This window comes from Streptomyces sp. NPDC054765, from assembly GCF_053612065.1.
Genome location: NZ_JBSHBP010000069.1, coordinates 1 through 21,293, shown reverse-complemented (window position 1 = coordinate 21,293; position 21,293 = coordinate 1). Strand labels below are relative to the sequence as shown.

At 70.4% G+C, this 21,293-nt stretch carries 16 protein-coding genes and 1 pseudogene; 7 read left to right on the top strand and 10 right to left on the bottom strand.

What is annotated here, in order from left to right; all coding sequences use genetic code 11:
- Nucleotides 1-276: 276 nt before the first annotated feature.
- Nucleotides 277-555 (bottom strand): hypothetical protein, encoded by a 279-nt coding sequence (locus ACWGJY_RS31180; protein WP_453264218.1) that lies wholly within the window; start codon nucleotides 553-555, stop codon nucleotides 277-279.
- Nucleotides 556-1,186: 631 nt separating this feature from the next.
- Between ACWGJY_RS31180 and ACWGJY_RS31175 the strand changes: the two genes are divergently transcribed.
- Nucleotides 1,187-1,948 carry a class I SAM-dependent methyltransferase gene (locus tag ACWGJY_RS31175; protein ID WP_453264217.1) on the top strand — a complete coding sequence of 254 codons (762 nt, stop codon included), beginning with the start codon at nucleotides 1,187-1,189 and terminating at the stop codon, nucleotides 1,946-1,948.
- A 240-nt stretch (nucleotides 1,949-2,188) separates the two neighbouring features.
- Here the strand turns inward: ACWGJY_RS31175 and ACWGJY_RS31170 are convergent, their stop codons facing one another.
- On the bottom strand, nucleotides 2,189-3,010 hold the full coding sequence (locus tag ACWGJY_RS31170; protein WP_453264216.1) for a maleylpyruvate isomerase family mycothiol-dependent enzyme: 822 nt from the start codon (nucleotides 3,008-3,010) through the stop codon (nucleotides 2,189-2,191).
- Between the two features lie 466 nt (nucleotides 3,011-3,476).
- On the opposite strand from ACWGJY_RS31170, the gene ACWGJY_RS31165 reads away from it, so the two are divergent.
- Nucleotides 3,477-5,489, top strand: a complete 2,013-nt coding sequence (locus ACWGJY_RS31165; RefSeq protein WP_453264215.1) for an ArnT family glycosyltransferase — start codon at nucleotides 3,477-3,479, stop codon at nucleotides 5,487-5,489.
- A gap of 351 nt (nucleotides 5,490-5,840) precedes the next feature.
- On the opposite strand, the gene ACWGJY_RS31160 is transcribed toward ACWGJY_RS31165, so the two are convergent.
- The 4 genes from ACWGJY_RS31160 to ACWGJY_RS31145 form a co-directional block, all read right to left on the bottom strand.
- The gene (locus ACWGJY_RS31160) at nucleotides 5,841-6,233 is read right to left on the bottom strand and encodes a hypothetical protein (protein WP_453264214.1); all 393 of its coding nucleotides are present in this window, start codon (nucleotides 6,231-6,233) and stop codon (nucleotides 5,841-5,843) included.
- 177 nt (nucleotides 6,234-6,410) lie between these two features.
- Entirely contained in the window at nucleotides 6,411-7,823 is a 1,413-nt protein-coding gene (locus tag ACWGJY_RS31155) for a M1 family metallopeptidase (RefSeq protein WP_453264213.1), read from the bottom strand.
- Complete coding sequence (gene pls, locus ACWGJY_RS31150) at nucleotides 7,820-11,794, bottom strand: epsilon-poly-L-lysine synthase Pls (protein WP_453264212.1); 3,975 nt, start codon at nucleotides 11,792-11,794, stop codon at nucleotides 7,820-7,822. The genes ACWGJY_RS31155 and pls overlap by 4 nt, the downstream gene beginning before the upstream one ends.
- A gap of 425 nt (nucleotides 11,795-12,219) precedes the next feature.
- Nucleotides 12,220-12,993, bottom strand: a complete 774-nt coding sequence (locus tag ACWGJY_RS31145; RefSeq protein WP_453264211.1) for a hypothetical protein — start codon at nucleotides 12,991-12,993, stop codon at nucleotides 12,220-12,222.
- 422 nt (nucleotides 12,994-13,415) lie between these two features.
- Between ACWGJY_RS31145 and ACWGJY_RS31140 the strand changes: the two genes are divergently transcribed.
- From ACWGJY_RS31140 to ACWGJY_RS31130, 3 genes and pseudogenes are all read left to right on the top strand, one after another.
- Nucleotides 13,416-14,498: an alpha/beta hydrolase gene (locus ACWGJY_RS31140; RefSeq protein ID WP_453264210.1), complete on the top strand. Its 1,083-nt coding sequence runs from the start codon at nucleotides 13,416-13,418 to the stop codon at nucleotides 14,496-14,498.
- Between the two features lie 409 nt (nucleotides 14,499-14,907).
- A complete protein-coding gene (locus ACWGJY_RS31135; protein ID WP_453264209.1) occupies nucleotides 14,908-15,579 on the top strand; it encodes a fasciclin domain-containing protein in 672 nt (223 codons plus the stop codon).
- Between the two features lie 69 nt (nucleotides 15,580-15,648).
- A pseudogene (locus ACWGJY_RS31130) lies at nucleotides 15,649-15,825 on the top strand (FAD-dependent monooxygenase); the annotation flags it as partial.
- Between the two features lie 146 nt (nucleotides 15,826-15,971).
- Here the strand turns inward: ACWGJY_RS31130 and ACWGJY_RS31125 are convergent.
- Nucleotides 15,972-16,379: a VOC family protein gene (locus ACWGJY_RS31125; protein WP_453264208.1), complete on the bottom strand. Its 408-nt coding sequence runs from the start codon at nucleotides 16,377-16,379 to the stop codon at nucleotides 15,972-15,974.
- Nucleotides 16,380-16,481: 102 nt separating this feature from the next.
- On the opposite strand from ACWGJY_RS31125, the gene ACWGJY_RS31120 reads away from it, so the two are divergent.
- A complete protein-coding gene (locus ACWGJY_RS31120; protein WP_453264207.1) occupies nucleotides 16,482-17,543 on the top strand; it encodes a helix-turn-helix transcriptional regulator in 1,062 nt (353 codons plus the stop codon).
- 137 nt (nucleotides 17,544-17,680) lie between these two features.
- Here the strand turns inward: ACWGJY_RS31120 and ACWGJY_RS31115 are convergent, their stop codons facing one another.
- Nucleotides 17,681-18,739 carry an RICIN domain-containing protein gene (locus ACWGJY_RS31115; RefSeq protein ID WP_453264206.1) on the bottom strand — a complete coding sequence of 353 codons (1,059 nt, stop codon included), beginning with the start codon at nucleotides 18,737-18,739 and terminating at the stop codon, nucleotides 17,681-17,683.
- A 406-nt stretch (nucleotides 18,740-19,145) separates the two neighbouring features.
- Here ACWGJY_RS31115 and ACWGJY_RS31110 point away from each other — a divergent pair, with 406 nt between their 5' ends.
- Nucleotides 19,146-19,559 (top strand): VOC family protein, encoded by a 414-nt coding sequence (locus tag ACWGJY_RS31110; RefSeq protein WP_453264205.1) that lies wholly within the window; start codon nucleotides 19,146-19,148, stop codon nucleotides 19,557-19,559.
- Between the two features lie 142 nt (nucleotides 19,560-19,701).
- Here the strand turns inward: ACWGJY_RS31110 and ACWGJY_RS31105 are convergent, their stop codons facing one another.
- Complete coding sequence (locus ACWGJY_RS31105) at nucleotides 19,702-20,436, bottom strand: class I SAM-dependent methyltransferase (RefSeq protein ID WP_453264204.1); 735 nt, start codon at nucleotides 20,434-20,436, stop codon at nucleotides 19,702-19,704.
- Nucleotides 20,437-20,749: 313 nt separating this feature from the next.
- Nucleotides 20,750-21,079 (bottom strand): hypothetical protein, encoded by a 330-nt coding sequence (locus ACWGJY_RS31100; RefSeq protein WP_453264203.1) that lies wholly within the window; start codon nucleotides 21,077-21,079, stop codon nucleotides 20,750-20,752.
- Between the last annotated feature and the right edge of the window lie 214 nt (nucleotides 21,080-21,293).

The following is a 21,293-nucleotide window of genomic DNA, read 5'->3' as shown; positions in this document are numbered from 1 at the left end:
CCCGTACGGCGCTCAGAGGAGCGCCGGGTCACCAATCCGTGTGTGGCGCAATGCCGTCCCGGTAGTCATCGCCGCACAACGTAGCCCACCGGACAGGATCGATGCCAACCCTCCCCAGTCCACAGTGCTGTTCGCGAGAATGATCTCGGCCACCATCTCGGACCCTGTACCCGGTCGACGCGCTGCCCGTGACGGAAATACCGATCTTGCGGCTGCACGCTCCTGACCGCACTTCGAAACACTCCCTGATTCCGAGCTGGGAATCTCAGTACCGCCTCATAAGTGCTCTTCAGAGGCCATCAGTTGCGAGAACATGACGCGGATTCTGAGTACGTACACGTCGGTGCCCTTGATGTGCCGGGCGGGGTGGTGTCCTTCATCGAGCATCTGCACGGCCCCACAGCGGCTCCTGGGTGCCTTCATGTGTGACCGCACCGGGCGAGACGCCGAGCCGGAAGCTGCGGGAGCCGGCTTGCCGATGCCCCCCTTGACCGTCGACTTGATGGCGGAGAGCACCGCGGCGAGGGCCAGGTCGGTGACCTTGTGGTGCTCCATCGCCGCAAGGAACTCGGCCTCCGACAACCCGGGGGTGATGCCGAGGCCGGTCTCGTCGCCTTGTACGCCTCGCCGATGCGCTTGTACCAGGCGTCCAGGTACGGGCCGGACTCGGTGCGGATCCACGCCTCCGGCGGCCGGACGGTGACCGGCAGGCGGTAGGTGTCGAGGAGTCCTGGGCGTAGGCCACGGTCGGTGTCGCGTACCCACCTGCCAGCCCCAGGACGCCCGACGAGGCCATCGAGATGGCCCGTCCGCACTACGGCCGGCGTCGGCCCGACGGCAGTGCCGGGCCGCTGGCCGCCCGGGAGCTCAGCCACACGGGTCCCGGGACGGGGAAGAGCGCGCGCCCGCGGGACAAGTGCTCTGTGCCGGGACTTCTGCGCCGCTTCAGCTCGTGCCTGAGGTCTACGACGGCGCCCCCGCCGACCGCCGAACTCACCGGCGCCGCCGCCGTGGAAATGCCCTTGCCGGCCAACGTCTTCGGCGCGCTCGCCGTCCGTGCCCTGGGCTCTGCCGCTCCTTGCCGGCCGGTGACCAGGTTTACCCTCGCTGATGCGGTGACCGGAAATGATTTCCGGGTCGGGTGGTCAGTGCCTGCTGTACAGACTCAGGCGACGAAGATGGGGAGATGACTGTCAGCTCACGCGCCCATTCGTTCAATGCGGCCGCCGCCCAGTACGCGGGAAGTCGGCCTTCCTATCCGCCTGCGCTCTTCGACTCCATCGAGGAGTTCACGAGCCGTCCCCTGGCGGGTGCCCGTGTCGCCGATGTGGGAGCGGGCACCGGAATCGCCACCGGACTCCTGTGTGAGCGCGGCGCCGACGTGATCGCCGTTGAGCCTGGCGAAGCTATGGCCGCCCAGTTTCGCAGAGCGCTCCCGGATGTCCCGATCGTGCGAGGCGACGGCAACGCCCTCCCCCTCGCCGACGCCTGCCACGACCTCATCACCTACGCGCAGTCCTGGCAGTGGACTCATACCACCCGCGCTGTTCCGGAGGCGCTGCGTGTCCTACGTCCGGGGGGTTCGCTCGCGATCTGGTGGAACACCACCGCCTTCGATGTGCCGTGGATCCTTGCGCAGCATGAACGCATGGCACACCACTGCGGCGTGAAGTCTTCTCCCAGGGCGCGTCCCGACGACAGCGATGCCATCCGGCTCGCGGGCCTCTCGGGCCTCCAGGTCGCGCGCCGCCAGGTGCGCTGGAGTCGCGTGATCCCTCTCGATACCCATCTCGCCAACATCAGTAGCCGCTCGGCGTTCCTTGTCCTCGGCGAAGCCGCCAACCGTGCGTTTCTGGCCAATGAGCGTCGACGGCTGTCTGAGGCTTTCCCTGACGAAGTGGTGGAAGAGATCTATGTGGTTGATCTGTTGGTGGCGGCTCGTGCGTGACATGGCGCAGCATCCTTGACAGCCACCCGGCTTGGCCTGTCCAGAGTGTTACCGGGCCACGCTCGTGAGACTCGTCCAGGACGCGTTCGTCGGGCGTTGCTTCCGGGTCGTCGAGGGCTGGTACTGCCACGGTGTTTGTGCTGATGGTGGGGTAGTTCTATGGGCTGTGGCCGCGGTGACGGTGCGCCGGCCGGGCCGCCGGAAGAGGTGGCAAACGGGCGGCTGTCGCGCCGGCTGTGTTCAGGGCGCCTTGAAGAGAGCCGGGAAGCGGGGAGCGAGCCAGGGCTTGCGGCCCCTGACGAGGATGCGGCCCCGGGTGAGGGCGCTCCACTGGTCGCGGCGGCCGAGTGCCATGAGCAGGAAGGTGACCGGCTCGATGAGGATGGTGCAGTCCGGGCGGGTCGGCGGCTGCGCGCCGACAGACACCACGCCGTTGGTCAGCGTCACGCCGAATCGGGCACCGCCCCACAAGCGGATCGTGTAGCGGGCGGTCAGCCCGGCCGTGCGGGCGGTGTCGGTCACCCGTGGCATGGCCGTGATCAGGAACGGCAGGGTCAGCTCGACCCTGGCGCGGTCGATCATGTGCGGACGCCCCAGTGCACGGGCGAGGTCGTAACCGTGGCCGAGCATGTGCGTGAGCAGGTACGACCCGAGCACGTCCGGGCCCATCGGGCCCAGCGGGGTGACGACGGTGGTTTCCGTGGTGCCCTCGTCCCATGCCTTCAGGTAAGCGCCGGCCTGCGCCACGATCATTGCGGCCAGCGGCTCGGCTCCGCGCTCGTCGAACTCGGCGAGTGCGCGCTCATTGGCCGCGGCGAGGCTCTGGGGCGTGCCGTCCCCGTAACGGCGTGCATGTCCTGCCGCGATATCTGCCATCAGTTCGTTGGCCTGCGCTAGGTGCGCTGCCGCCTCCCCGACGTTCCACTCCGAGCGGGGTACCGGAAGCTCCATGTCGGCGCCCGGACGCAGCAGCGCGGCGATCTCCTCCGCGGTGTCGCGTATGGCCGCAGCCAGCCCCTCGGGCAGAGTGCCCCGGATGTCCTGCCCAGCCACTGATTCCACGCCGTTCCCGTTCTCGGTCTCGTACCCGCGCCACTTCGGCTTCGCGCCCGCGCCGCTTCGCTCTCGTGCCCGTGCCGGATGCGTGCGTCATCGGGCTGGGCACGCATCCGGATCGCACGGAGCACGCGCGTAGGGGTTACCGGGGTACAGAAGACCAGGCAACGGAAGCTGCGACAAGACCCTGAGCAGGGAGATCGGACGGGGGTGCATCCGGGCGAGCGTCGCCGGACGGTCGAAGGCGCCATGGCCTGGCCCGTCAGCTGCCATCGGCCGCCGACGGCCGCCATCGGCCGCTGCCGGCTGCCGTCCGTTCCAACGGCGCCACGAATGGACCGCCGGCCGCCTTCTCGTCTTTCCTCTGACGCCCACCTGAACGTCCCGTGAACAGAACCCGGCCCAAGGCACCCGACGGGCAATTCGGCCATCTGGCACAGCGACCGGTGAGTTTCCCAGGGAAGGTTCGTCCATGGCCAGCAGCACCACAGCGATCATCGCGTCGGCCCGGCGTTCGGGCGGCCGGCTGCTCGCCGGTACCGGGGCGCCGGAGCGGGGACCGGCTGGCCGGCCGGGTTACGCCAGGCCCGTGCGGCTGGCGATCCTGGCGGTGGCGGCAGTGCTGTTCACCTGGGACATCCAGCACAGCGCCTATCACGCGTTCTACGCGGAGACCGTGCGCAGCATGACCGAGAGCTGGAAGGGTTTCCTGTTCGGCTCGTTCGACCCGGGCAACTCGATCACGATCGACAAACTGCCGGGCTTCCTGTGGCCGCAGGCGCTGTCCGCGCGGATCTTCGGGTTCCACCCGTGGGCGCTGACCCTGCCCCAGGTGATCGAGGGTGTACTCAGCGTTGCGGTGATGCACCGTGCGGTGCGCCGCTGGGCAGGGGAGAACGCGGCCCTGCTCGCGGCGGGTGCCTTCGCCCTCACCCCGGCGATCGCCGGGCTGTTCCGTACGGAGGTCGAGGACCCGGCGTTCACTCTTCTCGTGCTGCTGGCCGCCGATGCCACGCTGCGCGCGGCCCGCGAGGCCCGGCTGCGCCCGTTGCTGGCGGCCGGTGTATGGGTCGGTCTGAGCTTCCAGGCGAAGATGCTGGAGGCCTGGGCGGTGCTGCCGGCGCTCGGTCTGCTGTATGTGGTGTCGGCCCCGGTTGCGCTGCGCCGCCGGCTGGCGCACCTGGCGGGGGCGGGCGCGGTGTGCGTAGCGGTGTCGGCGTCATGGGTGCTGCTGGTGACGCTGACCCCGGCCCAGGACCGTCCGTATGTGGACGGTACGACGAACAACTCGGCGGTCAGCCAGGTCGTCGGCTACAACTTCGTCACCCGCTTCTCCGGTCTCGGCGTCAGTGCCAGGGACACCGGAAGCGTCTCCGTGCTGACCATGGCCGGGACGGCTCCGGCGAAGGCGTCCGGCCGGCCGCCGACGCGGGCCACGGCCGCGCGGTGGGGCAAGATGTTCGGCCCGTCGCTGGTTTCGCAGGTCGGCTGGCTGTACCCGGCGGCGGCGCTCGCCGCGGTGTGCGGGCTGGCCTGGCGGCGCGGCCGTCCGCGTACGGATCCGCTGCGGGCGGGCTTTGTGCTGTGGGGGATGTGGCTGGCGGTGTACTTCTTGGTGTTCAGCGCCGGGGCGGTCGGCGGCCACACGTACTACATGGGTGTGGTGGCCGTGCCGCTGGCGGCGCTGTTCGGCGCCGGGATGGTGCAGTTCTGGCGTGCCTGGCGGCGCGGGGGCCGGGCCCGGGTGTGGGCGCTGCCGACGGCGGTGGTGAGCACGGTGGTCTGGTCGGCGGGCATTGCGGAGCTGTTCCCGTCGTTCCTGCCGTGGCTGGCCCCGGCCGCGATCACGCTGGGGGCGGGCGCTCTGGCGTTGCTGGGGCTGTCCTGTACGGGGGACAGCGGGAAGCGGCGGCGGATGGCGGTGCTGGGTCTCGGCGTGGGCCTCGTGGCCATGCTGCTGCCGTCCGCGGCCTGGGCCTCATCGGTTCTCCAGCCGGAGTACGGCCACTCCGGCATGGGCGCGACCGGGCCGGTGGCCGCCAGGCACCACACCGTGCCGCACCGGCCCTCCCCCGCCCCGGCCTCTTCTCCCAGGGCGGCCGTGAAGGCTCCCGGCGGGACCTCACTCAGCAGGAACCAGCGGCGGCTCCTGGCGTACACCCGGGCCCACCAGGACGGCGCCACCTACCTTTTCGCGACCACGAGTTGGCGCGTTGCCTCCCCGTACGTCCTCCACTCGGGCGCGAAGGTGCTCCCCATGGGCGGCTTCACCGGCGCCGTGCCCTCGCCCACCGGCTCCGGGTTCCGCCACCTCGTCGCCACCGGCCGGCTGCGTTTCGTCGTACTCGGCGGCCCGGCGACCGCACCGGGCCGCGCCCTTGCCCCCTGGGTGCGCGCCCACTGCGCGCCGGTGCCCCACCAGACGCCGGCCCTCTACCGCTGCTCGCCGTCGCAGGCCACGTCCCGCGCGGCCCCGGGCCGGTGACGTCCCGCGCGGCCCGGGGCCGTTGACCGACGGCGAAGACCGTGTTGATGTGGCGGGAGAGCGCGTTCGCGCCCGGAGTCCGCCGCCGACGGCTTCCTCTCCTGCCTGATGCCGTTTGCTCTCCTCATGCTGTTTACGGGGCATCTGCGCCCGCGTATAAGGGTCGTCTGCGCCCGCGGGGAGGTCGCGGCGCGCTCCGAGTCCGGCCGGTGACCCTCGTGTGGGGGATCCCCTTCGGCGTGATGGCGCCGGACCATGGCCTTGGCCGGCAGCTGACGGGCCGCCGCCGGGTAGGGGCACAGGGGGTTGCAGATGAGGCTCAGCGGGGTCATCGCATGCATCCGGCGACGTCTACTGTGTGAAGAGGCCGCCTTGATGGCCGTGTTCGCGGTCTGCGTCGCCGGCGTGGTGCTGGTGGCCGGCCATCAGGAAGCCGGGCTCGAAACCGGCTCCGCCCCACTCCAGAGGGAAGCCCCGTCCCACCGGGGCGCTGCGGGCCCTCACCCGCCAGGCCGCCTCCCGGGCATGGTGACCAGGGAGTATGCGCAGCAGGCCGCGTTGGCCACTGACCCCGATGCCCGGGTATCGGGGACGCACCTGGGCCATAAGGTCGGGCGCCGGGTCTGGGAAGTTCACCTGGCCGAGGACGGGAGCGTGCGGGATGTGGACGTCGATGCGGGCAGTGGGATGGTCCTGCAGACGGAAGGCCGTCTCCGTACGGAAAGCCCTCTCCGCGACGCCCATTGACCGGGCGGGGCTGGGCCCGAGTCTCCAGGGCGGCAACGGGGCCATGGCGTCCTGCCTCCGCCCCCACCCAGCCCAGCCGAACGCGGCAGAGCGGGGCGGAGCGGGGCGGATGCAGGACGCCAAAGACGCCAAAGACGCCAGGGCGGAAACGCGTTCCGTCCCGCCCCGGCGTGCTCAGCCGAGGCCGGGCGGGAACGCCGGCAGCGGCCTTTCGTAGAGCCATGAGTGCAGCAGGGGTTTGACGGGGCGGGTGGCCCAACGGCCCGCGTGAGCGACGAATGCGTCGGTGTCGGCGCTTTTGCCGCGGTGGGTCTGGTGCCAGGTGCGGAGCATGCTGAAGAAGCGGTGATCGCCCATGGCTCGCCGCAGGGCGTGCAGGGTGCAGGCGCCGCGTACGTAGATCCTGTCGTCGAAGATGCGGCGTTGCCCGGGGTCGGCGATGCGCAGGTCCTGGCTGCGGCGGTGGAGTGAGTGCCACTCCTGCCGGGCGAGCTGGTCGGCACTGTCCTCGCCGAGGTGTTCCGACCAGAGCCACTCCGCGTAGGTGGCGAAGCCTTCGTTGAGCCAGATGTCGCGCCAGTCGCGCAGGCTGACGCTGTTGCCGTACCACTGGTGGGCGATCTCGTGGGCCACGAGGGTCTCCCAGCCGCGCCGTCCGTCGATGTGGTTGCTGCCGAACACGGACAGCGTCTGGTTCTCCACCGGGGCGCCGAGTTCGGCGTCGACGACCACCGCGCCGTACGCCTCGAAGGGGTAGTCGCCGAAGTAACCGCTGAACGCCCGGAGCATGTCGGGCTGGCGGGCCAGGTCATGCCGTGCGCGCTCGGCCAGCCGTGCGGGGTAGGCGTTGTGCAGGGCGACGGACGAACCGGCCGCGCCGAGGTGTACGGAATCGCCGTCGTGGCTGAAGCGGCCGGTGTAAAGGGCGGCGAGATAAGGGGCCATGGGCCCGGGGTGATGGTAGGTCCAGCATTCCGAGCGGCCGCTTCGGCGGCGCTCGCACAGGGTGCCGTTGGCCAGGGCGTGGTGACCGTACGGGACGCTCACCCGGAAGGTGAAAGCGGCCTTGTCGTCGGGGCGGTCGTTGCACGGGAACCAGGAGGAGGCGCCCAGGGGCTGGGAGGCGACCAGCGTGCCGTCATGCGGGTCGCCGGTGCGGTCCCAGCCGATCGGTCCGAACGGCGAGCGGACCGGCCGCGGCCGCCCCCCGTAGCCGACTTCCACGGTGAAGGGGGCTCCCTGGGCGAGTGGGTACGGCGTGTCCAGGAACAGCTTTCCCCTGTGCTGGCGGACCCGGACCTTGTTCCCGTCGATCCGTGCGCTGTGTGCGGCCAGTCGTGCCAGATCGAGTTCGACCCGCTCCAGGGGCCGGTCGGCCACGGCGTTGATGCGGGCCCGTCCGTCGAGGCTGCCGCTGCCCGGGTCGTAGGCCAGATGCAGGTCGTAGGAGACGGTGTGGTGGGCGTAGGTGCCGTGGCTCGGGAAATAGCGGTGGTCGGGCGGTGACAGGAGGCCGTCGGCGACGGTCGCGGCGAGCGGCAGCACCGCCGCGCCCCTGATGAGGGCGCGGCGGCTGCATCGGGTCACGCGGCCACACCGGCTTCGGTACGGGCCGGTCCGGGCCGGTCCGCACGTTCGCCCGCGATGGGGTTACCCGCCCACCGCGTGCCCTCGGGCACGCTCTCACCCCGCATGACCAGGGAGGACGCCGAGATGGCGGCGCGCGCCCCGACGGTGGCGCCCGGCAGGACGATGCTGTGCGGGCCCAGTGAGGCGCCCTCGGCGAGGTGCACGGTGTCCAGCCGCATGATCCGGTCGTGGAAGAGGTGGGTTTGCAGTACGCAGCCCCGGTTGACGCTGACGCCGTCTTCGAGGGTGATCAGGTCCGTCTCCGGCAGCCAGTAGCTCTCCAGCCACACCCCGCGGCCGATCTTGGCACCGAGGCTGCGCAGCCACACGTTGAGCACCGGGGTTCCGGTGAAGGCGCCGGCCATCCACGGCACGGCGAGGGATTCGACGAAGGTGTCGAACAGCTCGTTGCGCCACACGAAAGACGACCAGAGCGGGTGCTCGCTGGTGGTGAACCGGCCGACCAGCAACCACTTCGCCGCCGTGGTGGTGAGCCCGGCGGAGAGGGCCGCGACCAGCAGCAGCGGGGCGCCGACGAGCGCGGCCAGGGTGAGTCCGCCCGTATCGAGCGCGTCCTGTTCTCCCAGCAGTACGGCCTCGGCGAGCGCCACCCCGCACATCAGCGGCAGCACACGGCACAGTTCGACGGCGGCGCGTGCCAGGACCAGCCGCCGCGGCGGCGCGAAGGTCCGTGCGGGGTCGGCCTCGGTCGCCACGCGGGGCAGCGGCATGGCGGGCCGGCCGAGCCAGGACATGCCGGGCTCGCTGTGTGCGGGGGCGTCGGAGAGCACCCCGATGAGGCTCTGGTCGGGAACGTCATGGCCGGGACCGACGATGCCGGAGTTGCCGACGAAGGCCCGCCGTCCGATGCTGACCCGCCCCAACTTCAGCCATCCGCCGCGCAGTTCGAACGGTGCGACCAGGGTGTCGTCGGCGAGGAACGCCCCGTCCTCGATGTGCAGCAGGGACGGCAGCGGCAGGACGGTGGAGATCTCGGCGTGTTTGCCGACGCGGGCGCCGAGCAGCCGCAGCCAGTGCGGTGTGGCGAGGCTCGCGTAGAGCGGGAAGAGACTGCCGCGGGCGCCGTCCAGGAGGCGGGTGGTCAGCCAGGCCCGCCAGGCCACCCCGCCGCTCGCGGGGTGCAGCCCCGGTGTGATGCCGCGGCCGAGGATGCGCACCACGGCGGCGGTGAGCAGGATCGAGCAGCCGGTCGTGACGACGGCGAACACCGGCACGGCCGCGAGCAGGCTCAGTGCCGCGTCGGAAAGGGTGGCGCAGTTGTGGACCAGGGCGTACGCGCCGATGAGCGCGGGGGCGGCGGTCAGCAGCGCCAGCAGCGGCAGGCCCACGAGGGAGAGGGCGTAGGCGGCGCTCCATCGCCGCGAGCACTGCCAGGAGGGTGCGGGCCAGTCGGTGCCGGCGAGATGTTCGGCGGCCTCGGCAGGGCGGGCCGGGGAGCCGGTCCAGCGGCGGCCGTCCGGGATCTCACCGTCCAGGCAGCCACCGGGTGCGAGTTCGGCGCCCCGGCCGATGACGGCACCGGGCAGCAGCATGCTGCGATGACCGACGCGGGCCCCGGCCCCGATGCGTACGGCGCCGATGTGCAGCGTGTCCCCGTCGAGCCACCAGCCGGAGATATCGGCCTCGGGTTCGACGCTGCAGCCGTCGCCCAGCTCGGCGAGGCCGGTCACCGGCGGCATGGTGTGCAGTGCCACATCACGCCCGGTGGCGCAGCCCAGCGAGCGGGCGTACAGCCGGGCCCAGGGGGTGCCGAGGAGGGACGGGATGCCGAAGGCGGCCACCGTCCGCTCGGCGGTCCACAGTCGTAGATGGGTCCGGCCGCCGCGTGGGTAGGAACCGGGGGTGAGGGAGCCGGTGAGCGCGCGGGCGGCCCCCGCGCCGATCGCGCATCGCAGCGGTGCGCTGAAGAGCACCACCCAGCCGACGATGACGAGCCACCATGCGGTGTGCGGAGCCCAGACGTGCGGGGCGAGCAGCCCGAGTACGTTGTCCGCGGCGGCGAGCCCGACGAGCCCGCGCAGTCCCGCGACCCCGTACAGGGCACCCTGGACGAGGAGTTGGACGGCGGCGGCCCGGCGCGGTACCGGGCGCACCTGGCGGGTGTCGTCCGCCGTGCCGCCGAGTGAGTCGAGGTGGTCGGCCATGCGGTGCAGCACGGGATGGCGGTAGAGGTCGGCGACGGAGACACCCGGGTGGTGCTCACGCAGCAGGGATGCCATCCGGGCGGCCGTCAGGCTGGTTCCGCCCAGCGCGACGAAGTCACTGTCGGGACCGGGCCGGACGCCGAGCAGCGCTTCCCATACGGCGGCGACCCGGGCGGCGGTGCCGTGCAGTTCCTGCGGCCCGCCGGGGTGGCCGGCCTCGTCGGGGCGAGGCGGCAGCGGCCAGGGCAGGGCACGCCGGTCGACCTTGCCGGACGTGCGGGTCGGCAGGCTGTCGACCTCGGCCAGTACGGGCACCAGCTGGCCCGGCAGCCGCTCCGTCAAGAGAGCCCGTGCCTTGTCCTGTTGGAAGCTGGAGCCGCCCTCGGTGCGCAGGTCGGCGACCACATAGCCGACCAGCACCTGGGTGCCGGCCGGGGTGGTCTGTACGGCGGCCGCCGCGCCGCGGACGCCGGGCAGTGCGTTGAGCGCGGCGTCGATCTCGCCGAGTTCGATGCGCCGGCCGCCCAGTTTGACCTGGTCATCGGCGCGGCCGACGAAGACGAGACCCTCGCGGTCGGCGCGTACGAGGTCCCCGGTGCGGTAGGCGCGCACGGTCTGAAGGACCTCGGAGGGCCGGAAGCGGCTGGCGTCCTTGACGGGGTCGAGGTAGCGGGCCGTGCCCACCCCGGAGATCAGCAGTTCGCCCTCGTCGCCGTGGGCCACCGGCCGTCCGGCCTGGTCGGTGACCGCCAGCTGCCAGCCGTTCAGCGGCAGGCCGATGCGTACGGGCGCACCCGGCAGGAGGCGGGCGGCGCAGGCGACGACCGTGGTCTCGGTCGGGCCGTAGGTGTTCCACATCTCGCGCTCCGGGCCGGCGAAGCGGTCGACGAGCCCGGCCGGGCAGGCCTCACCGCCCACGATCAGCAGCCGTACCCGGCGCATGGCCTCGTCCGGCCACAGCGCGGCGAGCGTGGGCACGGTGGAGACCACGGTGATGCCCCGTTCGACCAGCCACGGGCCGAGTTCGTGGCCCGCGCGGACCAGGGAGCGCGGGGCCGGTACCAGGCATGCGCCGTGGCGCCAGGCGAGCCACATCTCCTCGCACGAGGCGTCGAAGGCGACGGACAGGCCCGCCAGCACCCGGTCGCCGGGGCCCAACGGCCGGTCCTGGAGGAAAAGTTCCGCTTCGGCATCGACGAAGGCCGCGGCGGAGCGGTGACTGACCGCCACTCCCTTGGGTGCGCCGGTGGACCCCGAGGTGAAGATGATCCACGCGTCGTCGCGCGGGCCCGGCGGCCGGGGCGGTTCGGCCGCCACTGGCCGGCACAGGCCGGGCGGCTCCTCGTCCGGACTGAGTACGGCGCACACCCCGGCCTCGCGGAACACGGTGGCGGCACGCTCGTCCGGGTCGTCGGCGTCCACCGGCACATAGGCGGCCCCGCTGCGCAGTACGGCGAGGATCGACAGGTACAGGTCCGCCGTGCCGGAAGGAACTCTGACACCGACCCGGTCCCCCGGGCCGATTCCCCGGTCCGTGAGCTGCTGTGCGCGGTGTCCGGTCTCCGCGCACAGTTCGCGGTAGCTGAGCACCTCGGTACCCGTGTCCAGGGCGGGTGCCTGGGGGTGTGCGGCGGCCGTGGCGTCGAGTATGCCGAGCAGTGTCCGCGCGACGGGGGCCGCCGTACTGCGGTACACGGCTCGTTCGCGCAGCGGCTGGGGCGGGTTGACGGATGGTTCGGACGGTTCGGGAAGGGACGGCGACATCGATATGCCTCTGTTCGGTGCCGGTAGGCAAAAACCCTCGGATTGTTCGTCCGTACAGATGGCGCCGACCGGTGCCGGGTTCGCATGCCGGGCCGGAATTCCGCTAATCGAACGCGCGTGAATCCGGGCTGCGGCCTTGGTTTGGTAGGCAGCGCCTCGGGGCAGCCGCCGGAGCCTGACCGCCCCATGGGAAAGAATTGGCCGGTCGCGGGGATTGTTTTCGGACCGATGCCCTTCGTCGGGTAAAACCCCAGGTCAGAGGCTCGACACTGCCCCGTAGCCGAGCCGGCCGGTCAAGCTTTGGCCATTTAATGCCACAACGACCGCATTCTTCACCCGGATGTCACCACGGCACCTCCCCGAAGCCTCCCCGCCGTCACCGGGGTGCGGGGTGCGGCTGTCGGCTGTCGGCTGTCGGCTGTCGGCTACTTCAGGATGTTGACCGCGCGGGCGACAACCAGGACCACGGTCAGCAGCGAGACCGCCGACTGCACAAGCATGAGCATCTTCGCCCAGCGGCTCAGCGGCATCACGTCAGTGGGACTGAACGCCGTGGCGTTGGTGAAGGACAGATACAAGTAGTCGGGGAACGCGGGCTCCCAGTGCTCCGGCACGAGTTCGGCCGCCTGCATCTGCGGGAAGAGGAAGTCGGGATACGCCTGGGTGGCGTGCATGCGCGCGACGGGCCCGCCCCGGTCCCACTCCCAGTACCAGAGCGCGAAGACGATGACGTTCGTCAGCCAGATGGCACCGCCGGTCGTCAGCAGCGGTCCGGCATCGGTGCCTCCGGCCCCCTGCACCAGCCCGATCACCAGGTGCACCGCGGACCAGCCGTTCGCCGCGCTGATCATCGCGATCAAAGCCAGCCCCGCCAACCGGTACAGCCGCGAGACCCGTTCGATCCGGTAGGGGTTCGCAGCGATGAGCGCGATCAACAGGGCGGTCTCCAACGACGGCAGCAACCACTCCGGATGAATCGTCAGCCGCTCGGGCAGCAGCCACTGCAGCCCGATCGCTGCCAGCACCGCGAGCGTCGAGGGCCAACGCGGTTCACCACGGGTCACCCGCCGCCACGCGGGCAGCATCCGGCGCCCCGTCTGCCCGGTCCCTGACCGGGCGGGCGCCAGCAACGCCTCGATACGGGTGAGCCGCTCGGACAGAGCATCGCCCGGTTCGCCGGGCTCCGGTTGCTCAGACATGCGGCTCATGCTCGCCGCTGACCGGCCGGGTGTCCACCTGCCGCTCGGTCCGTGGCGGCGCCGGACAGGTCCCGTACGCGGGCGGGCCGTGCGGCGAGGGCCACGGCGACGTCGCCGAGGCCACGGCGGGAGCCGGTGGCAGCGGCAGCTGGTGGCAGCGGCAGCCGCCAGGGCACGGACCGGGCGCGACACCGTGGCCAAGGTTCCCTCACCGGCGAGGGCGAGAGGCAGGACGGCCGGACGTGGCGGAAGGGCTACCTGGGGCATCGGCCGGCTGCCCGGCGGGCCCGCCGCGAGCCTGTGCCGTGCGGTAAGAACTTCATTTCATGGTTCGGGGCCGGAACCCCTTCGGCGGCTTCACCCATCAAGCAGGAGGGAACCACCCTCTTGCCCTTCGGGGCAGCAGCATCCGGAGGCGCACGATGAAGCATTCTTCCCGGGGAGCCCACCGCTCCCGTGGCCGTCAGCGGGCCGATCGGGCCAAACTCTGGTTGATCGGGGTCGCCGCCCTGACGGCTGTCGGCATTGTCACCTGGACCGTGATCGACCACTCCACCGTCGGCCCCGCCCAGAGTGACCACGTGACCTACGGTCAGCAGACATCGGGGTCCGGCGGGAACGGGGGCGGGAGCGGCGCCACCACGGCCAAGACGTTGATGCCGACCGGCCCCCAAGCCGACTTCCGGGTTCAAAACCGCCTGTCCGATGGCACCACGATCGGCGTGGTGACGCTCAAAGGCCCCAAATCCGGGTTCACCGGCAAGGTGTGGGTGTGGGCGCCGAAGCAGTACAGCGAGCCCAAGTACGCGAAAAGCGGTTTCCCCGTGATGGTGGCGCTGCCCGGAGGCGAGGGCTACCCGTACAACTACTGGATGGGTACCGACCTCAAGCTGCAGGCGACCATCGCCAAGTTGTCGAAGGAGGGCAAGAGCCTGCCCTTCCTGCTCGCCATGCCGGTGCTGAACCCGAATGCCAAGAACTACTACGACGGCAGTGACATACCCGGCCAGCCCAAGATGGGCACCTGGCTGACCGAGGACGTTCCGAACCTGATGAAGGCCAATTTCCGCACCCTCAAGTCGCGTGACGGCTGGGCCTTCATGGGCTCCTCCTCCGGTGGTTTCTCGGGGCTGAAAGCCGTACTGAAGTACCCGGGCAAATTCAAGGCCGTGATTGCTTCCGGACCGGACATCGTGCCGGACTCCCCGCTGTGGGCGGGCTACGGAGCCGCCGAGCAAGCGAACAACCCGGAAAAACTGGCCCAGAAGCTTATCGCCAAGAAAGGCCCCGACGTCTTTGTCGAATTCCAGGTCGGCACCCTTGAGCGAACCGTGATACCGAAGGTCGACAAGTTCATCGCCCAGTACGGCCATGGCCCCGTCAAGACACACCTGTTGAAGATCCAGGGCGGCCAGCACGACGCCAAGAAATATGTGCAGGGAATGGCCGACAGCAGCCTGCAATGGATCAGCGCGCGCATGGAAGGGCCAACCGCCGCGTCCTGACGGCAACTCGTGCCTGTTCTCCGGCAGGCAGGCATCTGCGGGTGCGCTGGTCCTACGCATCTCCGATGCCCGTTCTCACCGAGCGCGTATACGCCGGGTGGTCCCGTCTCTACTGTCAGTTCCCTCCGGGTTCGGCGGTTGGTAACGCCCGGCGCCTCCCGCGCAGGGCGCTCACGACGCTCAAGGCGCCGGGGTCGTTCCGCACGGGACGCTCAAGATGCCGGGCGCGGGATCCGGCGCTTAACTGGTGTGGTGGCTTGAGCAACAACGGATCGCATGACAGGCCGGACTGGTGAGAATGCCCCAGCCGGTACCCCGGGCCACCTCGGAGCGGCCGACCCGGCCGCCGATCGTATATCCCTGGCTCGCACCGGGGCCCTTCCCCCTCACGCAGGAAGAGGAATTCGGCATGGAGTCAAACCGAATCCGTCACGCCATCGTGGCCGCGGCCGCCGCGCTCGCTCTCCCGATGTCACTGGGCGCCCTCGCGCCTCAGGCATTCGCGGGCGCCGCGACGCCGAGTCCGTCCGGCTCCACACCAAGCTCATCCGCGTCCCCATCCGCATCCGTATCACCGTCGGCGTCCGCGTCGCCGAGCGCATCCCAACCCTTCGGCCCGGTATGCTCGTCACTGCCGAAGAACGGCGCCGGCAGCGTCGAAGAGGCCGCCAAACAACGTCTCGCGACCGCCGCGGCCAACAACCCGGATCTGACCACGCTGGTCAGTGCGCTGAAGAAAGCCGACCTGACCGACACACTGAACAACGCGAAGAACAAAACCCTGTTCGCGCCGACGAACGAGGCCTTCAACAAAATGGGCAAGGCGCAAGTCACCGCGCTGCTCAACAACAAGGCCGAGCTCAAGAAGCTCCTGACCTACCACGTGGTCGACAAGGAGATCACCCCCAACGAGCTCCCGCACGGCAGCTTCACGACCCTGGAGGGCTCCAAACTCACCACGTCGGGCTCCGGCACCTCTTTCAAGGTCAACAACACGGTGCCCATCTCCTGCGGCAACATCACCACGGCCAACGCCAAGCTCTACATCATCGACGGCACGCTGACCCCGCCCGGTTCCTGACAAGGGAATCCGCGGATACCTGCCGGGTGGTGTGCGGCCACCCGGCACACGCCGCCGACGTGGCCGGGGATGAAGCCGAAGGCGCCCTCCCCCTGCAGAGGTCATCCTGCCGACGTCATCGTGATGGACACTGGACCGACCGGGCTGATGCTCGCCTGCGAGTTGGCGCTCGCCACCGTGCGGATCCGGGTCGTGGAGCGCCGTACCGAGCCGCGCGATGCGCGTGCGCTGACCCTGCAGCGGCGCTGCAATGGAGCGCCCGTCACCTGACCCGCAGCCCCCTGACATCACCGGCCCCGGCCCCGGCCGCATCCGCATCCGCATCCACATCCACATCCACATCCACATCCGCATGGTGCTCGGCCGCGAGAGCGGAGAAGGCCCGGTGCGTCTCATCCTCCTTGGCGGTCTTGCCTCTGCACGGCTTCGGGGGTGACGGGCGTGAAGAAGTTGATCAGATTCCCATCGGGGTCCCGGAAGAGCAGGGAACGGTTGCCCCACGGCATCGTCGTCGGAGTCTGGACGAACTCGCAGCCGAGGGGCATCAGACGCCGGTATTCCGCATCGACGTCGGCAACCCGGAATTCGGTGATCACCGTGCGGTTGGCGGCCGGTCGGGCGGAGTCGGTGCCGAACAACGCCACGGTGCGGCTGCCGGCGACCGCCAGCGTGCACGACGGCGTCACGAGCTCGGCGAATTCAGGGGTCGACCACGTCGCCGTCACGGCGGTGACCTGTTCGTAGAACGCGACGAGGCGAGCGACATCGTGGGTGATCACGCGGATCGAAACGAAGTTCATGAGTGGCTTCCTGCCAGGGGTGATTCCGGATGGACGGACGCCTCGAACGCTAGGGCCCATACCGGACAGAATCCGCCCGGTATCTGAGGCAGACTTCCTGAGGTGACCACATCGACCGCCCGGGTGCTCGCTCTGCTGGAAATCCTTCAGGGCGGCGGCATCCGCACCGTCCCCGACCTGGCCGCTCGCCTGGATGTCGACGAACGCACTGTCCGTCGCTACGTCGGACATTTGCTGGATCTCGGCGTGCCCGTCGACTCGGTACGTGGCCGCTACGGCGGCTACCGGCTCGCTCCCGGCTACCGGATGCCTCCGCTGATGCTCACCGACGAAGAGGCCCTGGCCGTCCTGCTCGGCCTCGTGGCCGGGCGGAGGGCCGGGCTGACCACCGCGTCCGCCGCGGCGAGCGAGAGTGCCGCGGCGAAACTGCGGCGCGTACTGCCCAAAGCCCTGGGGCAGCGGCTGGCGGCGCTCCTGGAAACTGCCGACTTCACGGCACGCCCCCGTCCCGGCGCCGCCCCGGAAGCAGGGGTGCTGCTCGAACTCGCGGAGGCCGCACGTCATCAACGGCCGGTGGCACTCAGCTACACCGACCGGAAGGGCCGCAGCAGCGACCGCACCGTCCTGCCCTACGGTCTCGTGGCACATTCCGGACGGTGGTACCTGACCGGCGCCGATCCGGACAGCGGAGAGGTACGCACCTTCCGGCTGGACCGGATCGCCGCCATGACCGTGCAGTCCGGCTCGTTCGTCGTCCCGGCAGAATTCGACCCGGCGGCCACCGTGCTGGACAGCCTCGCCCGCGCGCCGTGGACCCACGATGTATCGCTGCGGATCCACGGCAGCGTCCAGCACATTCGCAGCCATCTCCCGGCCGGTATCGCGACCCTGTCCACGATCCCGGCCACGGCCACGGCCACGGCCGACGACGACCACCGGCCCGGTACCGGCGAGACCTGCTCCGACGGTTCAAGCGCTCCCTCGGCAGCCGACGAAAGCGCCGGATGGGTCCACGTCCGGATCCGAGCCGAGCGGCTGGACTGGATTCCCCCCGTACTCGCCGCTCTTGACCGCCCGTTCACCATCGAACACCCCGCCGCCCTGCGCGATCTGGTCCGCGCGCTGGCCCGCCGGCTGGACGCGCACGCCGCTGGCGCCGACTAGGTGTTCTGTTCACGTAGATGTTTTGTTCACGTAGATGTTCTGTTCGCGGAGACGGGTGACAGGGCACACGGTTGAAAGCCATGAAATGGGCGCGGGCCCGTTGGGGGCCCGCACAGCCGTGCGGGCCCCCTATCTGTTCAGTTGTTGCAGGATGTGAAGTCCGGGCTGGTCTGGGCCAGATAGATGCTGGACCGGCCCTGGTCGTCGCTCTGCAGGGGAACGGTGACGGTGTCCCTCGCCTTCCACGGGAAACCGTTCGCATCGAAGGTCCACTCGCCGGTCACCTTCGTCGCCAGCTCCGACAGGGCCACCCATCCGTACTGACGCGACGGCACGGTGATCATCAGGCTGTTGCCGAGATCTTTGCGCAGGTCGTAGGTGACCTGACCGGAGATGGTGAGGCTGACGCTGGTCTGGACGGGGCTCGCGCCCCCCGCGCCGATGCTCGAGGTGAAGGACACGCCGAGCTGGCTCGACCAGCCGGTGGAGGTGTTCAGTGAGAACGTCCACGGCACCGGCGCCTCGGTGCCGTTGTACCAGACGGGAGAGATGCACTGCTTGGGAAGCGGCTCGGCCGGGGCCTGGGAACCCTTCGTCCACGAGCAGGTCGTTGCGTCCTTCTGGCAGCGCTTCGAGGCATAGTCCACAGCGGCCTTGAGCGCAGGGCCGGCGGCCGACGAGGGGATCTTCCACTGCTGCGCCTTGCTGCCGTTGCAGCCGTAGCTCTGGGTCCACGCGTCGTCATACTGGGCGGCAAGGACGACGTCGATGCACTTGTTGTCACCGGCGTTGCGGATCATGAACGTGTCGCTGGTGCCGCTCACCGGCTGGAAGTACCAGCGCAGGCCGGACGATCCGGAACAGGTCTGCTGCTTCAGCGGGTAGCCGGCTTCGATGCACTTGCCCGTGGCGTCGTTGGCGAGGGTGAACGACCCGTCGGCCTGCATGCCGGCGTTCCACTTCTGGTGGTAGCCCGGCGCGGAGTTGGTGACGATGAAGACGCCGTCCCCGGTGTTGCCGTTCTGCACGTCCAGGTTCCGGCCGCTGTTGACCGACGTGAACGCCAGGCCGCTCAGGTCGGAGCCGTCGTCGGCCTGGGCCGTGCCGGTCTGGGCGGCCAGTCCGAGGGTGACGGCGAGCGCGGCCATGAGGACGGCGAATGTGCGGCGTAAGCCGCTGCGTCTGGGCGGTTTCATACCAGAGCAACTCCCTTGTCAGATCGGAGTGTTGGTGGTGTAGTCCACCTTTTTCAGCACACTATCGCTCCCGGTGAACCTGCGGCAGTGCCTGGCACGTTCGACGACGGTCACAACAGGGCTCACTCGTTGGCCGTGCGGGAGAAGATCTGGCCTGCCGGGGAGTCGGCCGCGCGTCACGGAGCCGGCGCGCCTCACATAACCGGCGCGCCTCACGAAACCGGCGTGCATGACGAAACTCGTGGTCGGGCGCGCGCCTGATCTGATGGGTAACCACGAGGTTCCCCTCTCACCGAAAAGTGCGTTCTTCCACGTCGGAGCACGCTCACCTACGGTTTCTGACGAACCAGAAGAGACCATTGGCCGCCCGGACGACCACCGCGGCCCTCACGGCAAGGAGCCGCTCATGAGCATCCTCAAAACGTATGCCCGCCTGTGGACCGACGACCTCGACCGTGCGCTGCCGCTCCTTGCGGAACTCACCGGCGCGGAGCCGGACCTGCGGCTGGCGTTCCACTCCGTCGAACTGGCCGCCATCGGCAACTTCCTCGTCATCGCCGGCCCGGCCGAGGAGCGCGCAAAGTACGCGCACGCCTCCGCCACCGTGGTCGTCGAGGATCTCGACGATCTGGCGGCGACCCTCCAGCGCGCCGGCGGCACCGTCACCACTCCCATGAGAAACGCCCCGACAGGGCGGTTCCTCTACGCCCGCCACGCCGACGGGGCAGAGGTCGAGTACGTCGAGTGGACCCCGGATCTGGTCCGGCGGATCATCCACGGTGCCCCTGGCACATCCCGTACTTCGCACGACATCGGGTGAGGGCCGGGCTCTGTGCATTCCTGTTCGGGCGGCGGGTGCCACTCCCCCACGGCCCCGCCGAGCGAACTCGCACCTGCCCGAGCCGGTCGCCCGCCAGGGCGACGGAGCGACAGGGCGCCAGAGCGACAGAGGTGGAGTCGTTTCAGACCGTGCCTGGGCGTCGTGCGAGGAAGACGAACTCCCGGCCCGGACGGTCGGGAGCGTCGCGAACGTCCTCCACCACATACCCCTGCATGGCAAGCTCCCTCTCGACCTCTCGCCGCTCACGGAAGCGCAACGTCGAATCGGACGTCAGTACCTGTCCGTCCGCAGCGAAGACATAGGTCCAGCGGAACGTCACCAGCGGCCCCCGCACCTCGGTCAGCTGGACCCAGCTCTCGACCGTGCCGACGCCCGCGATCTCCGTCACGCTGTATGAAGCCTCCCGGTTCCACTCCTCCCAGGCGCGCTTGGCCGGATCGCGGGTTTCGCACACCAGATGTCCGCCGGGCCGCAGTGCTTCGTAGGCCGCCCGCAGGGTCTGCTGCCACGCCCGCGGATCGACTATCTCCTGGGCAACGTTCGCCGTCATGGTCGCGAGGTCGGCCCGCAGCGGCGGGAGTGCTGTCGCCTCACCGCAGATCCAGCGCACCCGCTCGCTGCCCGGCTTGGCCCGTGCCACGTCAACGGACGCCTGGGCCGGATCGACCCCGACGACCTCGATCCCGCGAGCGGCCAGCAGGAGGGCGAACACACCCGTCCCGCAGCCGATATCCAGCACCTGACGCGCCCCGAGCTGCTCCGCCATACGGACGTATACATCGAGATCGCTGCGATCAGGGTCGAGCGGGTCATGGATCGCGGCGAGCCGTGGGTGTCTGAAGCCCTCGTCAACCATGCGGCCGAACGTATACGGAAGGGGCTCTGAACGGCTACGCGGTTTCGCCGGCCCAGGGGTAATGGTCTTGCCCACCGCTGACGGCGCGCCCGGCGGGACTGTCGTGCCGGTGTCGAAGACGAGGTGGTGGCGTCCGTACGGGACGGCGTCCGGTAGCAGCAGCCGCGGCGCGGAGGGACCACGGAACCGTCGCGACCACCACGGCGGACCGGCCCTGTACTCACTGTGACTCAGTGTGACGGCCCGGTGGACCTGGCAGAGCGCGAGGGCGCCGGATGCGGCCGTCGGCGCCGAATGCGGCCGTCGCTGCCGGTCAGGCCCCGAGGTCCAGGCGCGGCCCGCTGCGCCGGGGCCGTCCACGGCGGGGCAGGGGCTCCTGGCCGGTGGTCGCAATCCGGTCGAGGACCCGCTGTCGTAGCGCGGCGGGCGGGTCAGCGGCTTCCGCAGCGGCCAGGTGCGCGACGACGGCCTCCAGGGCGGCGGCCTCCCGGGCGCAGGCGTCGCAGCCGGCGAGGTCGTCCCGGTCCTCCGGTCGTCGCCGATGCCGCCCCGCCGGTCGGCCGCACACCACCGGTGCGGTCACCGGAGCCTGCGCCGCGCCGGCGGCGCCGGCGCCATGAGGCGTGAGGCCCAGACACCGCATCCGGCCACTGGCGAGCCGGACCACGCCGTCGCACAGCTGTCCCGCGCGCCTGCGCGTGCGGTGCGTTGGTGGCTCGGTGGCTCGGTGCGTTGGCCCGTCGGTTCGTTGCTCAGGGCGGGGGCTGCGGCTGCGGCTGCGGCTGCGGCTGCGGCTGCGGCTGCGGCTGCGGCTGCGGCTGCGGCTGCGGCTGCGGCTGCGGCTGCGGCTGCGGCTG

What these genes read in the sequence shown, in the direction of transcription:
- ACWGJY_RS31125 (WP_453264208.1), bottom strand. Translation starts at nt 16,379, where the DNA reads ATGAACTTCGTTTCGATCCGCGTGATCACCCACGATGTCGCTCGCCTC.
- pls (WP_453264212.1), bottom strand. Translation starts at nt 11,794, where the DNA reads ATGTCGCCGTCCCTTCCCGAACCGTCCGAACCATCCGTCAACCCGCCC.
- ACWGJY_RS31175 (WP_453264217.1), top strand. Translation starts at nt 1,187, where the DNA reads ATGACTGTCAGCTCACGCGCCCATTCGTTCAATGCGGCCGCCGCCCAG.
- ACWGJY_RS31160 (WP_453264214.1), bottom strand. Translation starts at nt 6,233, where the DNA reads ATGGGCGTCGCGGAGAGGGCTTTCCGTACGGAGACGGCCTTCCGTCTG.
- ACWGJY_RS31110 (WP_453264205.1), top strand. Translation starts at nt 19,146, where the DNA reads ATGAGCATCCTCAAAACGTATGCCCGCCTGTGGACCGACGACCTCGAC.
- ACWGJY_RS31140 (WP_453264210.1), top strand. Translation starts at nt 13,416, where the DNA reads ATGAAGCATTCTTCCCGGGGAGCCCACCGCTCCCGTGGCCGTCAGCGG.
- ACWGJY_RS31105 (WP_453264204.1), bottom strand. Translation starts at nt 20,436, where the DNA reads ATGGTTGACGAGGGCTTCAGACACCCACGGCTCGCCGCGATCCATGAC.
- ACWGJY_RS31165 (WP_453264215.1), top strand. Translation starts at nt 3,477, where the DNA reads ATGGCCAGCAGCACCACAGCGATCATCGCGTCGGCCCGGCGTTCGGGC.
- ACWGJY_RS31115 (WP_453264206.1), bottom strand. Translation starts at nt 18,739, where the DNA reads ATGAAACCGCCCAGACGCAGCGGCTTACGCCGCACATTCGCCGTCCTC.
- ACWGJY_RS31145 (WP_453264211.1), bottom strand. Translation starts at nt 12,993, where the DNA reads ATGTCTGAGCAACCGGAGCCCGGCGAACCGGGCGATGCTCTGTCCGAG.
- ACWGJY_RS31180 (WP_453264218.1), bottom strand. Translation starts at nt 555, where the DNA reads ATGGAGCACCACAAGGTCACCGACCTGGCCCTCGCCGCGGTGCTCTCC.
- ACWGJY_RS31135 (WP_453264209.1), top strand. Translation starts at nt 14,908, where the DNA reads ATGGAGTCAAACCGAATCCGTCACGCCATCGTGGCCGCGGCCGCCGCG.
- ACWGJY_RS31100 (WP_453264203.1), bottom strand. Translation starts at nt 21,079, where the DNA reads ATGCGGTGTCTGGGCCTCACGCCTCATGGCGCCGGCGCCGCCGGCGCG.